This window comes from Paenibacillus sp. 4624 (assembly GCF_050435065.1).
Lineage (GTDB): Bacteria > Bacillota > Bacilli > Paenibacillales > Paenibacillaceae > Paenibacillus > Paenibacillus amylolyticus_D.
Genome location: NZ_JBNDJR010000004.1, coordinates 13,871 through 33,412, shown reverse-complemented (window position 1 = coordinate 33,412; position 19,542 = coordinate 13,871). Strand labels below are relative to the sequence as shown.

General features: G+C 48.4%; 15 protein-coding genes. 14 read left to right on the top strand and 1 reads right to left on the bottom strand.

What is annotated here, in order from left to right:
- The first annotated feature begins 512 nt into the window (after window positions 1-512).
- The 4 genes from rsgA (at window position 513) to ABIE27_RS10550 (ending at window position 4,206) form a co-directional block, all read left to right on the top strand.
- Complete coding sequence (rsgA, locus tag ABIE27_RS10565; protein WP_240037246.1) at window positions 513-1,532, top strand: ribosome small subunit-dependent GTPase A; 1,020 nt, start codon at window positions 513-515, stop codon at window positions 1,530-1,532.
- Between the two features lie 57 nt (window positions 1,533-1,589).
- Entirely contained in the window at window positions 1,590-1,928 is a 339-nt protein-coding gene (locus ABIE27_RS10560) for a L,D-transpeptidase (RefSeq protein WP_123067109.1), read from the top strand.
- A 131-nt stretch (window positions 1,929-2,059) separates the two neighbouring features.
- Window positions 2,060-2,581 (top strand): N-acetyltransferase family protein, encoded by a 522-nt coding sequence (locus tag ABIE27_RS10555; protein WP_429350518.1) that lies wholly within the window; start codon window positions 2,060-2,062, stop codon window positions 2,579-2,581.
- Window positions 2,582-2,724: 143 nt separating this feature from the next.
- On the top strand, window positions 2,725-4,206 hold the full coding sequence (locus ABIE27_RS10550; protein ID WP_429350517.1) for an aldehyde dehydrogenase family protein: 1,482 nt from the start codon (window positions 2,725-2,727) through the stop codon (window positions 4,204-4,206).
- Between the two features lie 647 nt (window positions 4,207-4,853).
- On the opposite strand, the gene ABIE27_RS10545 is transcribed toward ABIE27_RS10550, so the two are convergent.
- The gene (locus ABIE27_RS10545) at window positions 4,854-5,093 is read right to left on the bottom strand and encodes a hypothetical protein (protein WP_110892980.1); all 240 of its coding nucleotides are present in this window, start codon (window positions 5,091-5,093) and stop codon (window positions 4,854-4,856) included.
- A gap of 420 nt (window positions 5,094-5,513) precedes the next feature.
- Here ABIE27_RS10545 and ABIE27_RS10540 point away from each other — a divergent pair, with 420 nt between their 5' ends.
- The 10 genes from ABIE27_RS10540 to hrpB all read left to right on the top strand — a co-directional run bounded on the left by ABIE27_RS10540 (window position 5,514) and on the right by hrpB (window position 19,507).
- Window positions 5,514-5,834, top strand: a complete 321-nt coding sequence (locus ABIE27_RS10540; RefSeq protein WP_090921061.1) for a hypothetical protein — start codon at window positions 5,514-5,516, stop codon at window positions 5,832-5,834.
- A 54-nt stretch (window positions 5,835-5,888) separates the two neighbouring features.
- Window positions 5,889-9,893: a type VII secretion protein EssC gene (gene essC / locus ABIE27_RS10535; RefSeq protein ID WP_429350516.1), complete on the top strand. Its 4,005-nt coding sequence runs from the start codon at window positions 5,889-5,891 to the stop codon at window positions 9,891-9,893.
- Between the two features lie 16 nt (window positions 9,894-9,909).
- Complete coding sequence (locus tag ABIE27_RS10530; protein WP_123067113.1) at window positions 9,910-10,740, top strand: hypothetical protein; 831 nt, start codon at window positions 9,910-9,912, stop codon at window positions 10,738-10,740.
- A gap of 6 nt (window positions 10,741-10,746) precedes the next feature.
- The gene (locus ABIE27_RS10525) at window positions 10,747-11,295 is read left to right on the top strand and encodes a WXG100 family type VII secretion target (RefSeq protein ID WP_123067114.1); all 549 of its coding nucleotides are present in this window, start codon (window positions 10,747-10,749) and stop codon (window positions 11,293-11,295) included.
- A gap of 182 nt (window positions 11,296-11,477) precedes the next feature.
- Window positions 11,478-11,753 carry a WXG100 family type VII secretion target gene (locus ABIE27_RS10520; protein WP_123067115.1) on the top strand — a complete coding sequence of 92 codons (276 nt, stop codon included), beginning with the start codon at window positions 11,478-11,480 and terminating at the stop codon, window positions 11,751-11,753.
- Window positions 11,754-11,909: 156 nt separating this feature from the next.
- Window positions 11,910-13,964, top strand: a complete 2,055-nt coding sequence (locus ABIE27_RS10515; protein ID WP_429350515.1) for a hypothetical protein — start codon at window positions 11,910-11,912, stop codon at window positions 13,962-13,964.
- 34 nt (window positions 13,965-13,998) lie between these two features.
- Window positions 13,999-14,751, top strand: a complete 753-nt coding sequence (locus ABIE27_RS10510) for a vWA domain-containing protein (protein WP_123067117.1) — start codon at window positions 13,999-14,001, stop codon at window positions 14,749-14,751.
- A gap of 10 nt (window positions 14,752-14,761) precedes the next feature.
- Complete coding sequence (locus ABIE27_RS10505; protein ID WP_429350514.1) at window positions 14,762-15,604, top strand: protein phosphatase 2C domain-containing protein; 843 nt, start codon at window positions 14,762-14,764, stop codon at window positions 15,602-15,604.
- 210 nt (window positions 15,605-15,814) lie between these two features.
- On the top strand, window positions 15,815-16,621 hold the full coding sequence (locus ABIE27_RS10500; protein ID WP_123067119.1) for an SDR family oxidoreductase: 807 nt from the start codon (window positions 15,815-15,817) through the stop codon (window positions 16,619-16,621).
- A gap of 357 nt (window positions 16,622-16,978) precedes the next feature.
- Window positions 16,979-19,507, top strand: a complete 2,529-nt coding sequence (gene hrpB / locus ABIE27_RS10495; RefSeq protein ID WP_123067120.1) for an ATP-dependent helicase HrpB — start codon at window positions 16,979-16,981, stop codon at window positions 19,505-19,507.
- Window positions 19,508-19,542 lie beyond the last annotated feature (35 nt).

Here is a 19,542-nt window from a genome sequence, read left to right as displayed (position 1 = left end):
TATTCTACAAGGGAGGCGATGTTCATGACAAATCTAACGGCAGTATACGTGGAGTTGAATAGGAACAGCGTCTCCGGAACGGATCAAGGTACATCGATTTTGCTATAGCTGGATAGAAATATCCAACTTTGGCGAGCGATGATAAGACCTTCAGACAAAGTCACGGGGCACGTACCCGTGGCTTTTTTGTGTGCTGATAGGGGGGAGTTCCAGGGCTAGAATAACGGAGTGGGTATAGGCTAACCGTTATTCCATATGCTGTGGGGACAACCTTATTCAGATAACTATGATTTGCCGCGGGTGTGAACAACCTCGTGGTTTTTTTGTTTGGATCTGTAATCGGAGATGCAGGATGGTGTCGTGAAAAAAATTGAATTTAAACACACTTAAACTGAAACATAAACAATCTGGGAGGAATTTTTATTTTAAATCAACGTATTGAAAAGAATGGTATTGAAAATTATGGCTGGTCTGCGGCATGGGAGAAACGATGGTCTGAGGAACAGCTGGTCTTGGAATGCAGACGACCTGCCCGAATTATTGCGGATCATGGACAAATGCAGCGTCTGATCACAGCGGGCGGAGAATGTTGGGGCAAAATGTCAGGAAAACTTCGTCATGATAACTTGGAGACAGGACTTGCACCAGCTGTTGGCGATTGGGTAGCTGTGGCAGGAGAACAGGGTGAGGAAGCGATTATTCATCATGTTTTGCCACGTCAGAGTCGTGTATCCAGGCAAGCCGCTGGCCCGGTAACGAAAGAACAACTGATTGCAGCAAACGTAGACACCCTTCTGATCGTTGCGGCCCTTAATCATGATTTTAACCTCAGAAGACTTGAAAGATATGTGTTAATGGCTTGGAACGGGGGAGTTAGACCGGTTATCGTCCTGAGTAAAAGTGATCTGTGTGATGAAGTGCAGGAACGAATCCGTGAGGTGGAGGGTATTGCACCAGGCGTGGAGGTACTGGCGATCTCGGCAATAGAAGGACAAGGGAAGGAAATGCTGGAAACCTATCTGAAACCAGGAGCAACTGTAGCGCTCACAGGCTCCTCCGGAAGTGGCAAGTCCACACTCGTTAACTGGATGATGGGCAAAGATGTTCAGATTACGCAATCGGTGCGTGAAGGGGACAGCCGAGGCAGACATACAACGACACACCGGGAGATGTTTGTATTACCACAGGGAGCTGTCTTGATCGATACGCCAGGCATGCGTGAACTCCATCTCTGGGACGAAGGAGAAGAAGGCCTTTCACAGGCATTTGGAGAGATTGATGAGTTGTCTGGTGCGTGCAGATTTATGGATTGCAGTCATACGAAGGAAGAGGGCTGTGCAGTTAAAGAGGCCGTTGAAAACGGTGAACTGGATGAGAAGAGGCTGTATAACTTTCTCAAGATGCAGAAAGAAATGCAGTATCAGCGGCGCAAGGAGGAGATGGCTTCACGCAAACGGACAGCTTCAAGCAAACCGGTAAAAACGCGCAAGGCCAAGCATGCCCATCGGGCCAAAGATTGGGAACAGGACTGATATGAGGCGGGGCATCCGTAGTTGTCTTGCATAGGATAAGGCAGGAGGGATGTCGTGATGCCGAGTTACAGAATCATCGTGGACTTGTCCGACCATATGTTATATCTGCTGGATGGAGATCAAGTCGTGAAAGGTTATCCGGTAGCCACAGGTAAAATGCTTACCAGTACTCCAAACGGAGAGTTCACCATTGTCAACAAACAAGAGAATCCTGGAGGGCCCTTTGGTGTGCTCTGGATGGGTCTTTCTAAGCCACATTATGGTATTCATGGAACGAATGAACCTTCGTCGATTGGCAAGTCCGTATCACATGGTTGCATTCGGATGTACAATTCAGACGTGCTGGATTTGTCCTCGAAGGTATCCGTGGGAACCCGAGTTACGATCCGGCCATAGGCCGGATTCTACTTCTATTTTAGTAAACGTGATGGATATGATAAACGTGATAGATATAGTAAACGTGGTGAATGTTCATAGTCCATTGAGTGTGGAAGAATTCATTTTAAGAGAGAAGGGGGGAGAAATCTATGCGAATTAGACTAGCACGTGAAGGGGATGCGTGGGGGATCGCATACGTACATACAGAGAGCTGGAAAACGACATACCGAGGAATTGTGCCAGATCATGTTTTGGATTTTTTGACTGCAGAATCCCGATTAGCTCAGTGGGAACAGCAGTTACGCTCTGACGAAAATGATCAGATTTTGATCGTCGCTGAGGATGAAGAGGGGAAAATTGTCGGTTTTGCCTGTGGAGGTAAGGAACGCGAAGGTCAATTAACCTATGATGGCGAACTGTACGCCATTTATCTGCTCCAGTCTCATCAGCAGTCTGGAATAGGCAGACAACTTGTGAAGCGGGTGGTTCAGCATCTCCAGACATGCCAGATTGGTAATATGATTATTTGGGCTTTGGAGCGAAACCCGGCGTGTAGCTTTTATGAAAAAATGGGCGGCATACCTGTTCATACACAGTCGATTCGTATCGGGGACAAAGATTTGGTGGAAATCGCGTATGGCTGGTCTGATCTAGCTTCTTTTGAGGCATAGTGCCCACGTGGCTTTGAACATGTTGTGACAAAGCCCGATCCGCTTTCAGGTTGCATTATCCGTTTGCCTAACTTCGAACAAGGTTAATGAATGGGACATCGTTTTTTATGTACATTCTAATCTGAAGATCGGAGGCATGTATCATGACTTTAGTGGATAACCAACATAAAACGGCAACGTGGACTAAACAGTTCATTTCAGGTAAATGGGTGGAAGGCTCAGGCGAGAAAACGATAGAGAACATTAATCCGTATACGGGTGAAGTGATCGCAACCTGGCGTTCTTCCAGTCAAGAAGATATAGATCAGGCTTATGAGTCTGCGCAAAAAAGTTCGGTGGAATGGAAAGCAACGTTGCCTTCCATGAAGGAAGGGGTACTCCGTAAAGTCTCCTCTTTAATGGAAGAACGAAAAGATGAGATTATACAGCTACTCATTACGGAATCCGGTAGCACACGCATCAAAGCTGAAGCAGAATTTGCCGCAGCGAGACGTATCGCGGATGAATCGGCTTCATTTCCTTTTCGAATGAAAGGCGAACTGCTTCCGTCCAATACGCCGGGCAAAGAAAATCGGGTAGTCCGTGAGCCCAAAGGGGTTATCGGCGTTATTGGACCATGGAATTTTCCGCTACATCTATGTTTGCGTTCCGTCGCACCCGCGATCGCACTCGGTAACGGTGTGGTGATTAAACCCGCTTCGGATACCCCGATTACAGCAGGATGGCTGATTGCGGATCTGTTTGAACAAGCGGGTCTGCCAGAGGGGGTATTAAATGTAGTTGCCGGAAGTGGAAGCGAGATTGGGGATTATTTTGTCACACATCCTATTCCCAAGGTCATTTCATTTACGGGTTCTACAGAAGTGGGCAAGGGCATTGGTAAACTCGCCGGTGAACATCTCAAAGAAACTGCACTGGAACTCGGTGGCAACAATGCCATGATCGTTCTGGATGATGCGGATGTTGAGCATGCGGCACAGGCTGCAGTGTTCGGAAAGTTCCTGCATCAGGGTCAGATTTGCATGGCGCTAAACCGTATTATCGTACACGAAGATATTTACGACCGGTTTGTTCAATCCTTTGTTAATAAAACGAAAAACATACATGCCGGTGACCCGGCTGACGAGAAAACACTAGTTGGCCCCCTGATCCGAAAGAAAGAAGTGGAACGGCTTCTAGAGCTCGTAAAGCAGGCTAAAGAGGAAGGTGCACAATTAGTGCTTGGAGGAACACAGCAGGAAAGTGTGCTTATGCCCACGGTGCTTGCAGACGTCAAACCCGAACAAGAAATTGTACAGCAGGAACTGTTCGGACCAGTAGCCATCATTATGAAAGCTAAAGATGAGCAGAATGCTATCAGGCTGGCTAATGATACCCCTTATGGTCTGAGTGGCTCTGTATTTACGGGCAACTTGGAGCGGGGCTACCAAGTGGCAGAGCAGATTGAATCGGGTATGGTACATGTGAACGATCAAACGGTGAATGATGAAGCGCATGTCATGTTTGGCGGAGAGAAATCGTCCGGCATAGGTCGTTTTGGCGGAGACTGGGCGATTGATAAATTCACACGTACACGCTGGATCAGTCTACAGCATCAATTTCGGGAGTATCCGGGCGTGAACTAAGTCGAATATGCATGAATAGAGATTGGCAGTCCGTGGTGTATACGAGTCGGTTCGCGATGAAGCGACAGGAGATGCATGAAGCCCGTCTGAGCAGTATTGGGAAGGGCTTTTGCATCATTTTACAACGGATGCAAATACCGCTCTCAATTGAATGGAAAAGCTGTTTGGGCAACTTCTGATCTGGTTATTTATGGATACACGGACCAAAGTGCTCCGTAAATATCATGGCAAAGGGGCTTGGAGCTTATGTCCATTGACCGCTTTATTTTAAGGAAAATAAGTACCTGTCAGGAAGAACATACACGAGCAAATTTGGTTAGATTGTTTGTCATTCGAATACGAAAAGCTGAGTGTGCAGAAGAACATGATGCGGCTTATGTGTTGGAAAAGCTGAAATAAAAGGAATAAAGGGTGCGGAAGGAATGTTTCTAGTAATGATACTAGAAGTGTTACTAGTAGTGAAGTGACGCTAATAATGCATTAGAAGATGACCGAAATTGGAGTTTTGTCTCAACATCCTTGCGGGGATGTGCCGAAAACCATGTCAAAAAGGAAGCTTGTCCTTCATAGGGAAGCTTCCTTTTTCATGGTAACGTATAAACGAAGGAGAATAGATTCTTCTTCAATGATAGTGCACTGACTCTTCTTCAATATAAGGATAGAGCAAGAGAGTCGTTTTCACTGCGGCTGTGAAGGATAGCTTCGCCGCCCACAATTTCAATACTAATCAAAGAGTGCAGACATTTTTGCAAAGCGCGTTTACCATTACTGATCTTATGCTCAAGAGCACTGCTAAGCAATCTTAATGTTTTTTGCACAGGTTGTTTGTTTTCTTGATTAAAATATACAGGGATTGATTTGTTTTGAAATGTTATTAGAGTTCTCACTTGAAATCACCTCACGAGAGTTATTTCATACAGGTAATATTAAATACCAATACTTAAAATTACCTTAAAATCAGCTTATGAAAACATAAAGGTGGATAAAGTTTGAAAAGTGTTCACAATTCAATTGTGGACGAAGGAATAAAAGTCCCGAATTCATTCTTTTATTTTTCTATTAAATGGTAATTTGGGCGAGGTTTTCGCATCGTTGCAATTTTTTTATGGAACTATGACACGAAAGTTCTGAGTCAAATGAACGATATTTTAATATAAACGTGGGTCATATGTAACAAAATTACAGCGGATACGTTGCAAACAAGGATTTTATATAAGAAAATAGGATGGAATACCGTTTCACTCGCAATTTTTTGATTTAATCTGACATTAGGACAATTTACATATGAGACCTTGGGAGGGATTCACATGATTCTAACCGTGTATTCCGGCCGGGAGGAAGGCGAATGGTTCGACATTGAGGTTCCGGATGAATGCACCATTGAACACCTGAAGACGTTGCTCGGTGTACGAATATTCGGACAGGCACCGGGAGATGGCATTCAGTATATTTTGGAAGCTAAATTTCCTGAGGGACTATGGTTTACCCCCCAGAACGCCCAGCAACTAATGGAGACGGGTCTGCGTCAGGGAAGCTGTGTGCGTGTACAGCGGGCTTTTTCAACGACTTCTGAAGAGGCCCCGATCTACGGGAGACGCTCGTTATTTCAGCAGGAGAGCAACGAATGACGCTCTGCGGCGTATCATTCATTAATTGAACGACTAAAAGGAGGTCTTTTCTTCGTGAATGTGTTATATCAGCGTTCTCCGAGAATGACACCGGTTTTGAAGGAAGAGAGCCTTGAAATTCTCAGGCCGCCTGCGGAGCCGAACAAACCTACATTTTCCATGATTTCAATCGTGGTTCCCGTGATGATGACGATGGTCAGCATCGGTTTCTATGTCTACATTAATATGACTGGCAAAATGAATAACAGCAATTATATGATGTTTCAAATGATGACAGTTATGATGATGCTTACATCGTACACCATCCCGTTCTTTGTATATCTCAGCAATAAAAAATCATATCGCAAAAAGATTGAGGAACGTAAAGTGATGTATCTTGCACAGCTGGATAAACATCGTGAAGAACTGAAGGAAGCACAGGCGGAGCAAGTGAAGAGCCTGCATGAAATACACGGTGACCCATCCACCTGTCTGCAAATTGTAAAAAATCGAAACAGCTCGCTCTGGGAACGTTCCCCAGAGGATGACGATTTTTTACAGGTACGTATCGGTACAGGTGAAATTCCGTTTCGCATCAAACTTCAGGTACCGCGCATCGATGGATATGAGAAGGATGAGTTAATTGAGGCCGCTCATGGACTCGCTGCGGAATTCCAGACCGTGCCTGATGCCACGATAACGCTGCCTCTTTTTGAGTCCAAGGTGATGGGGCTTGTGGGTGAAAGGGAAGAAGTCATGGCTTCGCTGCGGGTTATCGTCTCACAGCTTACGGTAAGGCACTCACCAGATGAATTGAAACTGGCTGCTTTTTATGAAGAAAAGGATACCAGAGAGTGGGAATGGCTCCGCTGGTTGCCCCATATCTGGGATGAGGATCAGGGACAGCGATATATGGCCGACAGGCACAGCAGTGCGCATCAATTGGCGGACAGCTTGTTTTCCGTTTTGAACCGTCGCCGAAATAATAAGGAGGACCGTTACAAAAAAGCCGTGCAAACTCCTTGTTATGTTGTCGTTCTGTCGGATACGCAACTGATTGAAGAAGAACCTTTACTTCCATTGTTGCTGGAGGCTGCGCAAGAGATCGATGTATGCACGATTGTGCTGGCGAACCGCAAACAATCCCTTCCTATGCACTGTCAGTTAATTATGGAGGCTTCCAAAGGCAAAGGAGTTTATATCAAAAAGACGGAAGATGCGGATGTCATCTCGCAAACATATAAACCGGATGTGATCTCCAAGGAGACGGCAGAGGCGTTATCCCGTTATATGTCACCGATTCGTCTGAAGCGTTCCTCCGCTTCGGAGATACCGCAAGTGTTGCCACTATTCGATATGCTCAGCACTTCACGGGTGGAGGATCTGGATGTTGTCTCCCGCTGGGGACAAACCAGATATCCAGATACATTACCTGTACCTATGGGGGTAAGAGCTGGTGGTAAAAGAATTTCTATCAATCTGCACGATAAAATTGAACGGCAAGGGCATGGTCCCCATGGTTTGATTGCAGGTACAACCGGCTCGGGTAAGAGTGAGGTTATTCAGTCTATTGTTGCTTCACTGGCTGCCGAGTTCCATCCGCATGATCTGGCTTTCATGTTGATCGACTATAAGGGTGGAGGCATGTCTAACACCTTTGTCGATCTACCACATGTTGTAGGTACGATTACGAATCTGGATGGCAATCTCATTGAACGTGCCAATGTTTCTCTTCGAGCTGAACTGGTGAGAAGACAGAAAATTTTAAATGATGCGGGCAACCTGCAACATATTGATGAGTACTACAAAATTTTGCGTTCCAGACATGAACAACCACTGCCGCATCTTGTGATTATCATTGATGAGTTTGCTCAACTAAAACGTGACCAGCCGGAATTTATGGATGAGTTGATCAGTATTGCGGCGATCGGTCGGACACTTGGTGTTCACTTAATTCTCGCAACCCAAAAACCTGCGGGAGTTGTGGATGATAAAATTTGGAGTAACTCTCGTTTCCGTATCTGTCTTCGTGTTCAGAGCGAAGGAGATAGTCGAGATATGATAAAAATCCCCAATGCTGCGTGGATTACGAAGCCTGGCCGAGGTTATTTTCAGGTCGGCAGTGACGAAGTTTTTGAAGAAATGCAATTTGCCTGGAGCGGCGCACCTTATAATCAGCAGGAGGATTCAACAACGGTACTTCCTGTAATGGAAGTTCGCCTCAACGGCAAACGTGAACCACTGCTGACCGGAGAGCGAAGAGCTGTTCTCAAGGGAGAGGATGTGCCGAAACAGCTGCAAGTGTTTATTGATTATGTGGCAAAAGCTGCTATAGAAGCCGGCATAGAGCGTTTGCCTGGACCTTGGTTGCCTCCGTTGCCAGAAATACTAGAACTGGATAGTCTTCATGACTGGAAGCAAAAGGAGAAAAGAGAGCCTCTGCTTGCTGATGGGGCTAATGGTCTCAAACCTTTGGTTGGTATGCTGGATGATCTTCCGAATCAGCGTCAGCTGCCGCTGGCCTTGCCTATGGATCAGGGTCATCTTGTCGTATACGGCATGCCTGGTCTCGGCAAAACGACTTTTGTTCAGACGTTATTGATGTCTCTTGCATGTACGGAACGTACAGAGCCGTGGAACGGATACATTATTGATATGGGCCGAATGATGAAAGACTTTGCGGGACTTCCGCAGATCGGTGGAGTGATGATGGCCGAAGAGGAAGACCGTATCAAGCGCTTGTTCCGTTATATTCTGAAAATCTCGGCGCAGCGCAAAGATATGATCTCGGAAGCAGGGGTTAAAACGATTTCGGCATATCGTCGTACTGCTCATGCTACAGTTCCACAGATTGTTGTCATTATTGACGGATATATGTCTTTCCGTAATGCTTACCCAGATGAAAATGAATCGCTGGAGACCATTTTGCGAGAAGGAGGAAGTTTAGGTATCACCTTTGTGCTGACCGCCAATCGGGTCACTGATATTTTTGAGAAGTTCAGAAGTAACATACAAAATGCTGTTTCATTTGAGCTATCTGATCCAAGTGATTACTATTATGCTGTGGGGCGGCCTTCCAAGGCGCCAAGCCAGCTTCCTTCTGGCCGAGGTCTCGTGAAGGGGCAAGTCCCTCCGCTGATGTTCCAGGCTGCGCTGCCATCTTCAGGAGCGGACGAGGGTGAACGATCTGCCGCTTTGCGCAGGGCAATTACGGAGATTCGTCAAGGCTGGACGGGTGAGGAAACGCCACAAATTGCGCCATTACCGGATGAAATCAAGCTTAAAGATCTGCTGGTTCGTACAGGTTCCTTCGGAAAAGTAGGGGAAACTTCAACGGTGAATGTACCTGTGGGTCTGCTCACGGATGATTTGGAGCCGTTTGAACTTAACTTGCGTGAAGGGCCTCACTTTATGGTGACCAGTCCGATGGAAGGCGGTAAAACGACTTTCTTGCAAACGTGGATGTTATCACTTGCCTACCATGCTTCACCTGAGGATGTGCAAATATACACAGTAGATATGAGGTATGGGTCAGGTGGATTAGGTGAAATCAGCAGTTTGCCTCATGTCCGTGGACACGTATCGAGGGAAGAATTGCTTGCGCCTGTCATTCAGGAGTTGTACGATGAAGTTCTAAAACGTGGTGAGATTACCGGAGGACCCGAAATCGTGCTTGTCGTGGATGACGCGGACACCTTATCCAAACAGCTCACCGATTTTAATATCAAAGATCAACTCGGCGTTATTGTTCGTCAGGGTAGAGACAGAGGCATTCATGTTATTCTCTCAGGCGTCCCGGCGGACTTTCCAACGTTCGGTTCAGATTGGGTAAGTGATGTAAAAGCATCCCAAAGTGGATTGCTGTTCGGGACTTTGGACCCTAATGATCTCTCGTTCTTCCGTATACCTTATTCGGAATCCGGGGGTACCGCAGGTGGGCTGAAGGTACTGCCACCAGGTCAAGGTTATTATATAAAACGCAAATATTCCAGGGTTAAAGGTGCAGTTCCATGCGATAACAACTGGAAAATGAATAATTGGATTTCAGAAATTCGTGACCGATGGCATGTTGTAGTTTGAGGGGAGGTGGCTCATAATGTTGACGGTTCATGATTCTAAGCAAAAGGTGGTCACGTTGCAGATTAAGGAACTATTTTTCCTAGCTGGTATTCTCGGTTCAGATCGATTGCTCGGCGTGGAAGATCCTTTCCGAGGTTATATGGCAGAAGATATTGCCAAGGAATGGGAGCGTGTCAAAACCTCTTTGCTGGACAAAGGCTACTTGATTCAGGATCAAGATAGCAATGAGCTGATCATGACACCAACCGTTTTTTCCAGAGTAGCCATTGCCGGATTATCCGACAGAGCATGCTGGCTCCGCTATACGATTGACGGGAAGTCGCAGGAAAGTTATATACACTGCACGGATGAACGGGTCGTTGAAGTAGCCCGCGCTACGGATGTCCCCGATTCGTTCCGCCTAAGCGACCTGGGAAATGTTCGTGAAGCCATTGATGTTCTGATTGAACGGATGAAGTGGAGCGGCCATTCTCCAGTGGATAAACCGGCACTGATGTGTTCCAAGAAAAAGTTTTATGATGTCATGAACGGGTTGAAGGGTTATGAGGTACAAACCGTGGCTGATGAGCTCTCACAGGAAACGAATGATCCTGAAGGTTCCCTGGCATTAGCACGTTGTCTGGTAGGCAAGCAATCTGACGGAGAGCTCAGATTACTTGTATGGGGACAGGAGGGCTGGCAGTCACAATCGGCGGCATTTACCGCGAGTGCAGCCTCCAACTGGTTATTCCGAATGAGCACGGCGGCTTCGGATGACTGGCTCGTTGCAGCGCTCACAACAAAAGAACAGTTTCACGAAATGCTGCTGGACTGGCTTAAACAGCCTGCAGGGGAAGAGGAAAGGTGATGGTAAATGCGCATTCGTGTGGAACCGGATGTGCTTCGGGCACTGAGCAGGCAGATTCAGTATGCAGCGGAGCAAATACAGCAAAAAATGACAGTGTTGGATCAGGCGATACATTCGCTGGATTGGGATATCGAGTCCCGTGCAGCGGTGATGAGCGAATGGAATCGTAGTAAACGGCTGGGTGAGGAAGCCCTTCGTCGTTTGATGGACTTAAGTGTACAGCTTGGACGCAAGGCAGTGTTATTCCAACAAGCAGACATGGAGTATCGTTCCGTGCTGAGTCATGTCAATGTGGCCTATGGCAATGCGGTCAATATGCTGAATGTTCTTCAGAGTAGCCGCAGTGGCGATATCTTGCCTGCGCATGCTGCTGATGTAGCTGTTGTATCTGATCCGCTTTCCGCTATGGCGGCTGTGTATCGGATACAGGATAGTGCTCCACCTGATGGTTCTCCGGCCACGCTTGTTCAGGCTACACAGCCTGAGCCTGTTGCATGGAGATTCAGAGACCCCTCTTTTCGAGAAAGAAGAGGAACTGAACCTGTAGTTTCATAGCGGTCTAACAAATGTAGTACAACTGCACGTGAAATAATTTGTAAATAGTCTGTTAGTTGAAGTTTCATAGGCTAAAAATGGGGTAAATAGGATTAGGTCCTTCGGCTTTTGTCCGAATGATCCTTGTATAGTACAATTTGAACAAACAAATTTAATTGCACACATCAAGGAGGAATTTAACAATGGCAGGACGTATTTTAGTTACCCCAGAACAACTGGATCAGGTTTCGAACCAATTCAAACAAAGTGGAGAACAAAGTCAACAAATCGTATCAACATTGACTCAATCCATCACAAGCATGGAAGGGCAATGGGAAGGTATGACGAAGCAACGTTTCTTCCAAGAGTTCCAGGAAGCTAGCAAACAAATGCAATCCTTCGTTCAAACGTTGAATAGCATTAGTGCTGAACTTTCAGCAATCGCGACTAAATTCCGCACAGCAGACCAATCTCGTTAATCTGCTTTTACATAGGTCAAGACGATTTGGTAATTCGCATCGTCCTGACTATATGCGGGCAGCAAGTTAAAGATTGCACAATTACGGCAAAAACCGGGTGGATTACACCCGGTTTTTGCCGCAACTATGACACAAAAAACAGAGAGAGGGATGAGCATGTCTTTTCAACCGAATCCCGGCGATGAAGTGGTGATTAATGATATTGCCTATACGATTGGTCAGCATCCGGCTGCGCCGGGGCTTGCTTATGCCCAAGCGGGAAGGCAAGGTATAGTTTATCAATTGATTCCCCGCACGGGTACCATTCATGGGGCCAAAGCACTAAAAGTGTTTTTTCCAAAATTCCGTATTCCGGCGATGGTCTATCAGTCCGAGCATATGGAGCCATATAGTGAACTGCCAGGCTTGCGGGTATGCAAGCGTGAAGTGCTCACTCCGGAAAGAAACGGAGCGCTTATTGGAGAACATCCCGATCTGTTATATGCAGTACTGATGCCATGGGTACAGGGTCTGACCTGGTTCGATGTGATCAGTGATCAAAAGCAACTGACAGCGGAGGAAAGTCTGCAGCTGGCTAGAGCACTTGCAGGCACAGGTTCTGCAATGGAGCAACGTGGACTTGCACATTGTGATATGTCGGCTCCCAATGTAATGATTCCGTTTTTTTCCGAAGTGCAGAACTCGGCCCTGACTTCTGCAGTTGAATTGGTTGATGTGGAGCAGATGTACGGCTCCAAGATGGATCGACCAGATGCATTGCTTGCTGGTTCGCCTGGTTATGCGGCCCACCGAACGGTACACAGCGGCTTGTGGAGTTCTTATGCAGATCGATTTGCCGGAGCTGTGATTATCGCCGAGATGTTATGTTGGTCTGACCCCGCCATCGTAGAGAAAGCTTGGGGAGAGAGTTATTTTGATCAACACGAGATGCAGACCACGAGCGAGCGTTATTTCGCGATGCGTGGTTCCCTTGAGAATCGCTGGGGTTCCAAATTATCAGATCTCTTTATCCGGGCATGGGAAAGTCATGATCTGAGCAGTTGTCCAACGTTTGGAGAATGGTACATTGCCCTTGCGTCTGTCGACACCCAGCAGGCTGAGGCCGTTCTGGCTGCTCTGGAAGCGCCGCAAGAGGATGTAACAGGATCTTCAGAAACGGACGTGGTTGCTTCGCCAAAAGATGCTGAAACATCAACGAGTGTGAAGCAAGATGGTGGAGCTGATAACACATCGAATTCAAAACAATCTCCGGACCAAGAGGCTGTTGTAAACCGGCTGTTTTTGCAAGCAAGAGCGCTGGAGGATGAAGACAAACCTGCGGCGGCGCTTGAGGTTTATCGTTCACTGTATCACTTTATTCCGGATAACAGTGCGATGCAGTTGGAAGTAGAGGCTGCGATCAAGGAACTGGATGCCAAAATCAACTCGAAAGCGGAGAGCACGGAGCCCGTAGCGATTCCATTTTACAGATCCAGAAAATTCATGATCTCCTCTGCAGTGCTCATTGTACTGCTTGCTGGGGGCGTACCCACAGTTAAAATTCTTGCCGATCAGGCCGAGGTTAAACAGCAGGAAGCTGCTCGTCTAGCCGAAGCAAAAGCGGCAGAAGCCGCCGAAGCCGCCAAGCTCAAACAGGCAGAAGCAGAAAAGCAAAAAGCTGCAGAAGCGGCAAAGCAGGAAGCTGATGCGAAGAAAAAGCTTGCTGAGGCTAAGCAAAAGGAAAAGGAAAAGAAGAAACAAGAGGAAGAACGCAAAGCCTTACAGGCTAAATACGAAAAACAAGCTAAATATGAAGCTTATCTGGCGAAGCAGGAGCAACAGAAAAAGGAAGCTGCACGTAAAGCACTGCAAGCAAAATATGACCAGCAAGCGAAGTATGAAGCTTATATCGCGTGGAAAAAAGAAAATGACGCCAGAATTGCAAAAGAGAAGGCTGCTGCTGAAGCCAAGCGTAAGCAAGAGTTGGCGCAGAAAGAAGCTCTTAAGAAAAGACGGGCTCAAAACGTCGTGACACTGATTGCAAGCTATAACAAAGCATACAATGCACAAATAGGAAGAAAAACGGAGAGCGCTCTCTCGTATGCTCGCGATTTCAAAAACCTATATAATACGGACGCTTCGTATTTTAAGGGTGTAGGAAAAGTGGCCGCACGGATGAGTGCAATCAACAAACTTTTGAGTAATTCCAAGTACTCACTGCCAGATTTATAAATTTATATTGAATAATAGAGGTGACACACTCTAGATGAACTACACAATTCAAGCATCACAGCGTACACCTGCCCTTATTATTTATTTAATTGATATTAGCGCCTCCATGAATATGGTTCTGGACAATCGTCGCCGGATTGACATCGTTTATGATGCTTTATCTTTGGCGATTCGCCAAATGGTATTTCGTTCAACCAAAGGAAATCGGCTGACGCCACGTTACCGAATTGCTATTTTGGCCTACAGTGATGATGTATATGACGTATTAAACGGAATTAAAGGAATCGATGAGATTGCGGCGGTAGGTTCGTTGCCTGATTTGACACCTAGACGTTTCTCAGACTCCGCAAAAGCATTTTTGCAAGCAGAGAAAATTTTGCAAGCAGAAATACCCAACATGCAGGACTGTCCGGCTCCACTCGTATGTCATATGACCGATGGAGTTGCGACTGGAGAAGACCCGGAGCCTATTGCCAAGCGCATTATGGGTATGAGTGTGCCGGATGGTAATGTTTTGGTTGAGAATATATTTATAAGTGATCGCCTGCTCGAAGCTCCGATTGCAGAGCCTAGACGCTGGAAAGGAATCTCTCCAGAGACGAACCTGCAGGACGAACATGGGGAGAAGTTGCGTAATATGTCATCCGTGCTGCCTGAAAGCTATCGCGAAATGTTGGTGGAGGCAGATTATTTGCTGGCACCAGGCGCACTCATGATGTTGCCTGGTACTTGTGCAGAACTGGTATCCATCGGATTCCAGATGTCTGCTGCAACACCTGTAAGATAGGAGGGGAATCATGCGAGTAATGCGTATGGCAACATTGTCTGCCAGTGATCGAGGAGGTCATGTGAAGCAACAACATGACAATTTTCGCTATGTAAGCATTCAGACTGGAGAACAGCCGTTAACTCGCTACCAGGGCAAGCTGAAATGCAGATACGGATATGGACGTGCAGCAGAAACCGTGAACCAGGGTGACGCAGGGCAAGACTTTGTTGCGATTCGCATGCAAGGTAATGTCTGTCATTTTGTATTGTGTGATGGAGTTGGCATGAGTTATCTGGGTGATTTTGCTGCGCGTTTTCTCGGTAGTGCACTGCTGGAATGGCTGGAAACGACGTCATCATTAACCACTGAAGGGGTCGAACAGTTTCTCCAACTGTTAACGGGTTCTGCATCCGAACAGCTTGAACAATTACAGCCTTTGGATACCTCGCCGCTTCTGTTGCGGGAGGTGTTGATGGAAAAACGAAGCCAAGGAAGTCAGGCCATGTATGTATGCGGACGCATTGAACTCACGTCTGGAAGACGGAAGAGCCGAGTTTGGCTGGCATGGCAAGGAGATTCCAGAATCCGGCTCTGGCGTAATGGACAGGAGCAGTCGGAACCATTCCAGAAGCACTGCAAGACGAGTGAACGTTGGTCTACACGAGAAGGCTCCATAGGGGGAAGACCCCATGTTTTCGAAATGAAAGGTTCAGGAAGTGAATCATTTCGCCTTCAACTGTATACAGACGGACTGAATGATCTCGATGCCATTGGTACATATATCCCAGATGAGCATATTCAAGTGTTGCTGGATGCCGCCCATACGGGTGGACTTGAGGATGATGCCGCTTTTATCGAACTGGAGTGGTGAACGCGACCTGTAACGAGGATCGTTTTTTGAGATGAGCCGGGGAGTTGCTGGTACAGATCGTCAGTGCATGTAGTTGCCTGAAAAATGAAAAAGTTTACGGGTGTTGATTTAAAAGCTGCTCGTTTTGGGTAATCTTGTGAAGAATTGATTGAATTAAAAATCGGATTGAATCTTCTTACATAATTTCCAAAACGAAGGAGTGGGTGGGCGATGACACAACACAGTAACAGATTACCTTTTCAAGGTAAGGTGGCTATCATTACAGGAGCTGGCTCGGGAATCGGCAAGGCCACGGCACTCAAGCTGGCGAATGAAGGGGCGCATGTGGCGTTGTTCGATTTGGTGAATGATCGCATTTCGAAGACAGAAGCCGAGATTAATGCGAACCATGAAGGGGCTGCACGAGCATTCGATGTGGATATTTCCGATCCGGCGCGGGTTGAAAAAGCTGTACTGGAAACGGTGGAATTGTTTGGAGGGCTGGATATCGTTTTTGCCAATGCGGGCATTAACGGGGTATCGGCTCCAATCGAGGAAATTCAGGTGCAGGACTGGAAGCAGATTATTACGACGAACCTGGACGGCACATTTTTCACCGTTAAATATGCACTCCCACATCTGAAAAAACGCGGCGGCGGCAGCATTATTATTACGAGCTCGATCAATGGGAATCAGCGTTTCTCCAGCTTCGGCATGTCGGCGTATAGTACGTCAAAAGCAGGACAGGTGGCTTTTGCCAAAATGGCGGCTTTGGAGCTGGCGAAGTTCAAGATCAGAGTCAACGTGATCTGTCCAGGCGCGATTGCTACCAATATTGATCAAAGTACAATCAAGACAGATGACCTTCAGGATATTATCATCCCGATGGAATTCCCGGAAGGACAGCAGCCGCTCGCGGATGGACCCGGACAGCCCGAGCACGTTGCGGATCTGGTTAGCTTCCTCGCTTCCGGGGCATCCAAACATATTACTGGAGCAGAGATTGTGATCGATGGTGCGGAGTCTCTGCTAAGTTGATCTGGTAAGAGATAGGGGCTTAATCAAATTAGACCGTAACGGGTTATACCCAAATGATTAGGGCGTGTCTGAAAACGCGGAGAAAGCAGATTTTGCTGATTTTCGTTCCAAGCAAGGAAAAGTGACGTAGCAGGGGGCGAAAAGGGGGAAAAGATGCACTTCAGTAGGTTTCAAGACACGCCCTAGCTCGTAGCTGAGTACTTAGGTGACTGGATGAGTTTAAGTGATATCGTCAAAAGTCATGGATGTCGGATAGTCGTTCCTTCGGGACGGCTTTTTTTGTTATAATGCTAACATTCGAATACTGAACTTATAGAATGATATTGAAACGGTAAGATATGCATTAGGAGCGATGATATGTACACTGATTTACCAATACAAGCGATTATTCCGGAGGTACAGCAGTTGTTCCGTGACCAGGACACAGGTGTTTTGATTGCTGAACCGGGAGCCGGGAAGACAACGGTTGTGCCACTAGCGATGCTTGAGCAGCCTTGGCTGGATGGCAAAAAAATCATTATGCTGGAGCCGCGGAGACTCGCTGCTCGTTCAGCCGCATCGAGAATGGCAGCAACGCTGGGTGAAAAAGCAGGAGAAACGGTCGGATACCGCGTACGAATGGATACCCGGGTAAGCCCGGCTACTCGAATCGAAGTGGTCACTGAGGGCGTATTAACGCGTATGCTGCAGCAGGATCAGGAACTCGAAGATACGGCGATGATCATTTTTGACGAGTTTCATGAACGACACCTGCACGCGGATTTGGGGCTGGCTTTGGCGCTGGAATCGCGGGCCATGTTGCGGCCTGATCTGAAGCTGCTGGTCATGTCGGCAACGCTTGACCCGGAACCGGTTTGTCGTATGCTAGGCGAAAATACACAGGTTGTGCATTGTAAAGGACGCACGTTTCCAGTGGAAACGAAATATGTCGCGAAGCCTGCCGCTGTTGAACTGGAGAGCTGGACGGCTCGTACCATTATTCGGGCATTGAGTGAAGAACAGGGGGATGTTTTGGTTTTTCTTCCCGGGGCAAGAGAGATTCATCGTACGGAAAGGGAACTGTTGCAAGCATCTCTTCCTCCGCAGGTTCTTGTGCATACCCTGTATGGCAGTATGTCAGCCGAGAAGCAGGATGAAGCCATCCGGCCTGCGGCGGGTGGCTGGCGCAAGGTTGTGCTGTCAACTTCCATTGCGGAGTCGAGTCTGACTCTTCCGGGAGTAAAAGTGGTCGTGGATGCCGGACTCAGCCGGGCGTCGGCTTTCTCGCCAAGGACGGGCATGAGCCGGCTTGTCACACAGCCGGTCTCCAAGGCGTCCGCTGATCAGAGGCGCGGACGTGCGGGGCGTATTGCCCCGGGGGTGTGTTACCGGCTATGGAGCGAGGAGGCTCATGGCGCGCTGCCTGAAGCAGCACGCCCGGAGATCACCTCCGCGGATCTTGCGCCGCTGGCGCTGGAGCTTGCCGCGTGGGGTGTCCAGTCCCCAGCTGAGCTGAGCTGGCTGGACATCCCGCCTGATGCGGCTTACGCTCAGGCACAGGCGCTGCTGCGCCAGCTGGGCGGCCTGGACAACGCAGGCCGCCTCACGCCCTTTGGGCGGCGGATGAACACACTTGGCGTTCATCCGCGGCTGGCCAGCATGTTGCTCCGCGCGGCGGAGCTTGGGCTGGCCAGCTACGCCAGCACGCTGGCGGCGCTGCTGCAGGAGCCGGCAGGCCTCCGCAGCAGCAGCGCAAGTGCTGGCGGCGCGGGCACGGACTTGCGCCCGCGCGTAGAAGCGCTGCTGGCCGCAGGCAGCAGCGGGAGGGCGCCGACGGCAGCGGCTGGCGCAGACGGCGCTGCCGTGCGGCGCATGTTGCAGGAGAGCCGCCAGCTATGCTCGGCGCTCGGCAACGCGGCGGCCGATCCGGTGCGGCCGGATGAGGACAGCTGCGGGCTGCTGCTGTCCTTTGCGTATCCGGACCGGATCGGGCAGCGCCGCGAGGATGGCCGCTATCTGCTGAGCAGCGGCCGCGGGGTGCGGCTCGCGGGGGCAGAGTCGCTGAGCCGTTCCGCCTATCTGGTCGCAGCCGAGGCCGACGACCAGGGGGCAGATGCGCGTATCCTGCTGGCTGCGCCGGTGCAGGAGCAGGCGATGCTGCGTGCAGCACAGCATCTGTTGCACGAGGAGGTGCTGGTGGCTTGGGATCGCACGACCAGAAGTGTGCGGGCACATAAGCGGCAGCGCATCGGAGCAATAATCATCAAAGAAAGCACGATTGCACAGCCACCGGAAGATCAGGTGCTGGAAGCACTATTGTCGGGGATACGACTGGAAGGATTGGACATCCTGCCCTGGAGTAAAACATCGCGCCAACTTGCGGAGCGCATGCGTTTTCTGCATCTGCACATGCCAGACTGGCCTGATCTGATTGAAGATCATGTAACGGATGAGCTGGAGGAACAGCTTGCACCGTATCTGGCAGGAATGCGCTCGGCCGCTGATCTGAAGAAATTGTCCATGCATGATGTACTTTTGGGCGGACTTAGCTGGACGCAGCGGCAGCAGCTGGATGAAGAGGCTCCAACTCATATCCAGGTTCCAAGTGGTTCTCGTATTCCCGTGGATTACAGTAATCCGGAGGATCCAATCCTGGCTGTTCGATTACAAGAGATGTTTGGACAGCAAGAGACCCCTCACATCGGGGGTGGTCGCGTGCCGGTCACGTTGCATCTGTTATCTCCAGCGCAACGTCCTGTGCAGGTCACAAGAGATTTGGCCAATTTCTGGCGTGAGACCTATTTCGAGGTTAAGAAAGATTTAAAAGGGCGATATCCGAAACATTACTGGCCTGACAATCCGCTTGAAGCGATCGCAACCAACCGGGCGAAACCGCGAACAACCTGATAAGCGGGTTGTTGATAATCAATACTAGTCAAACT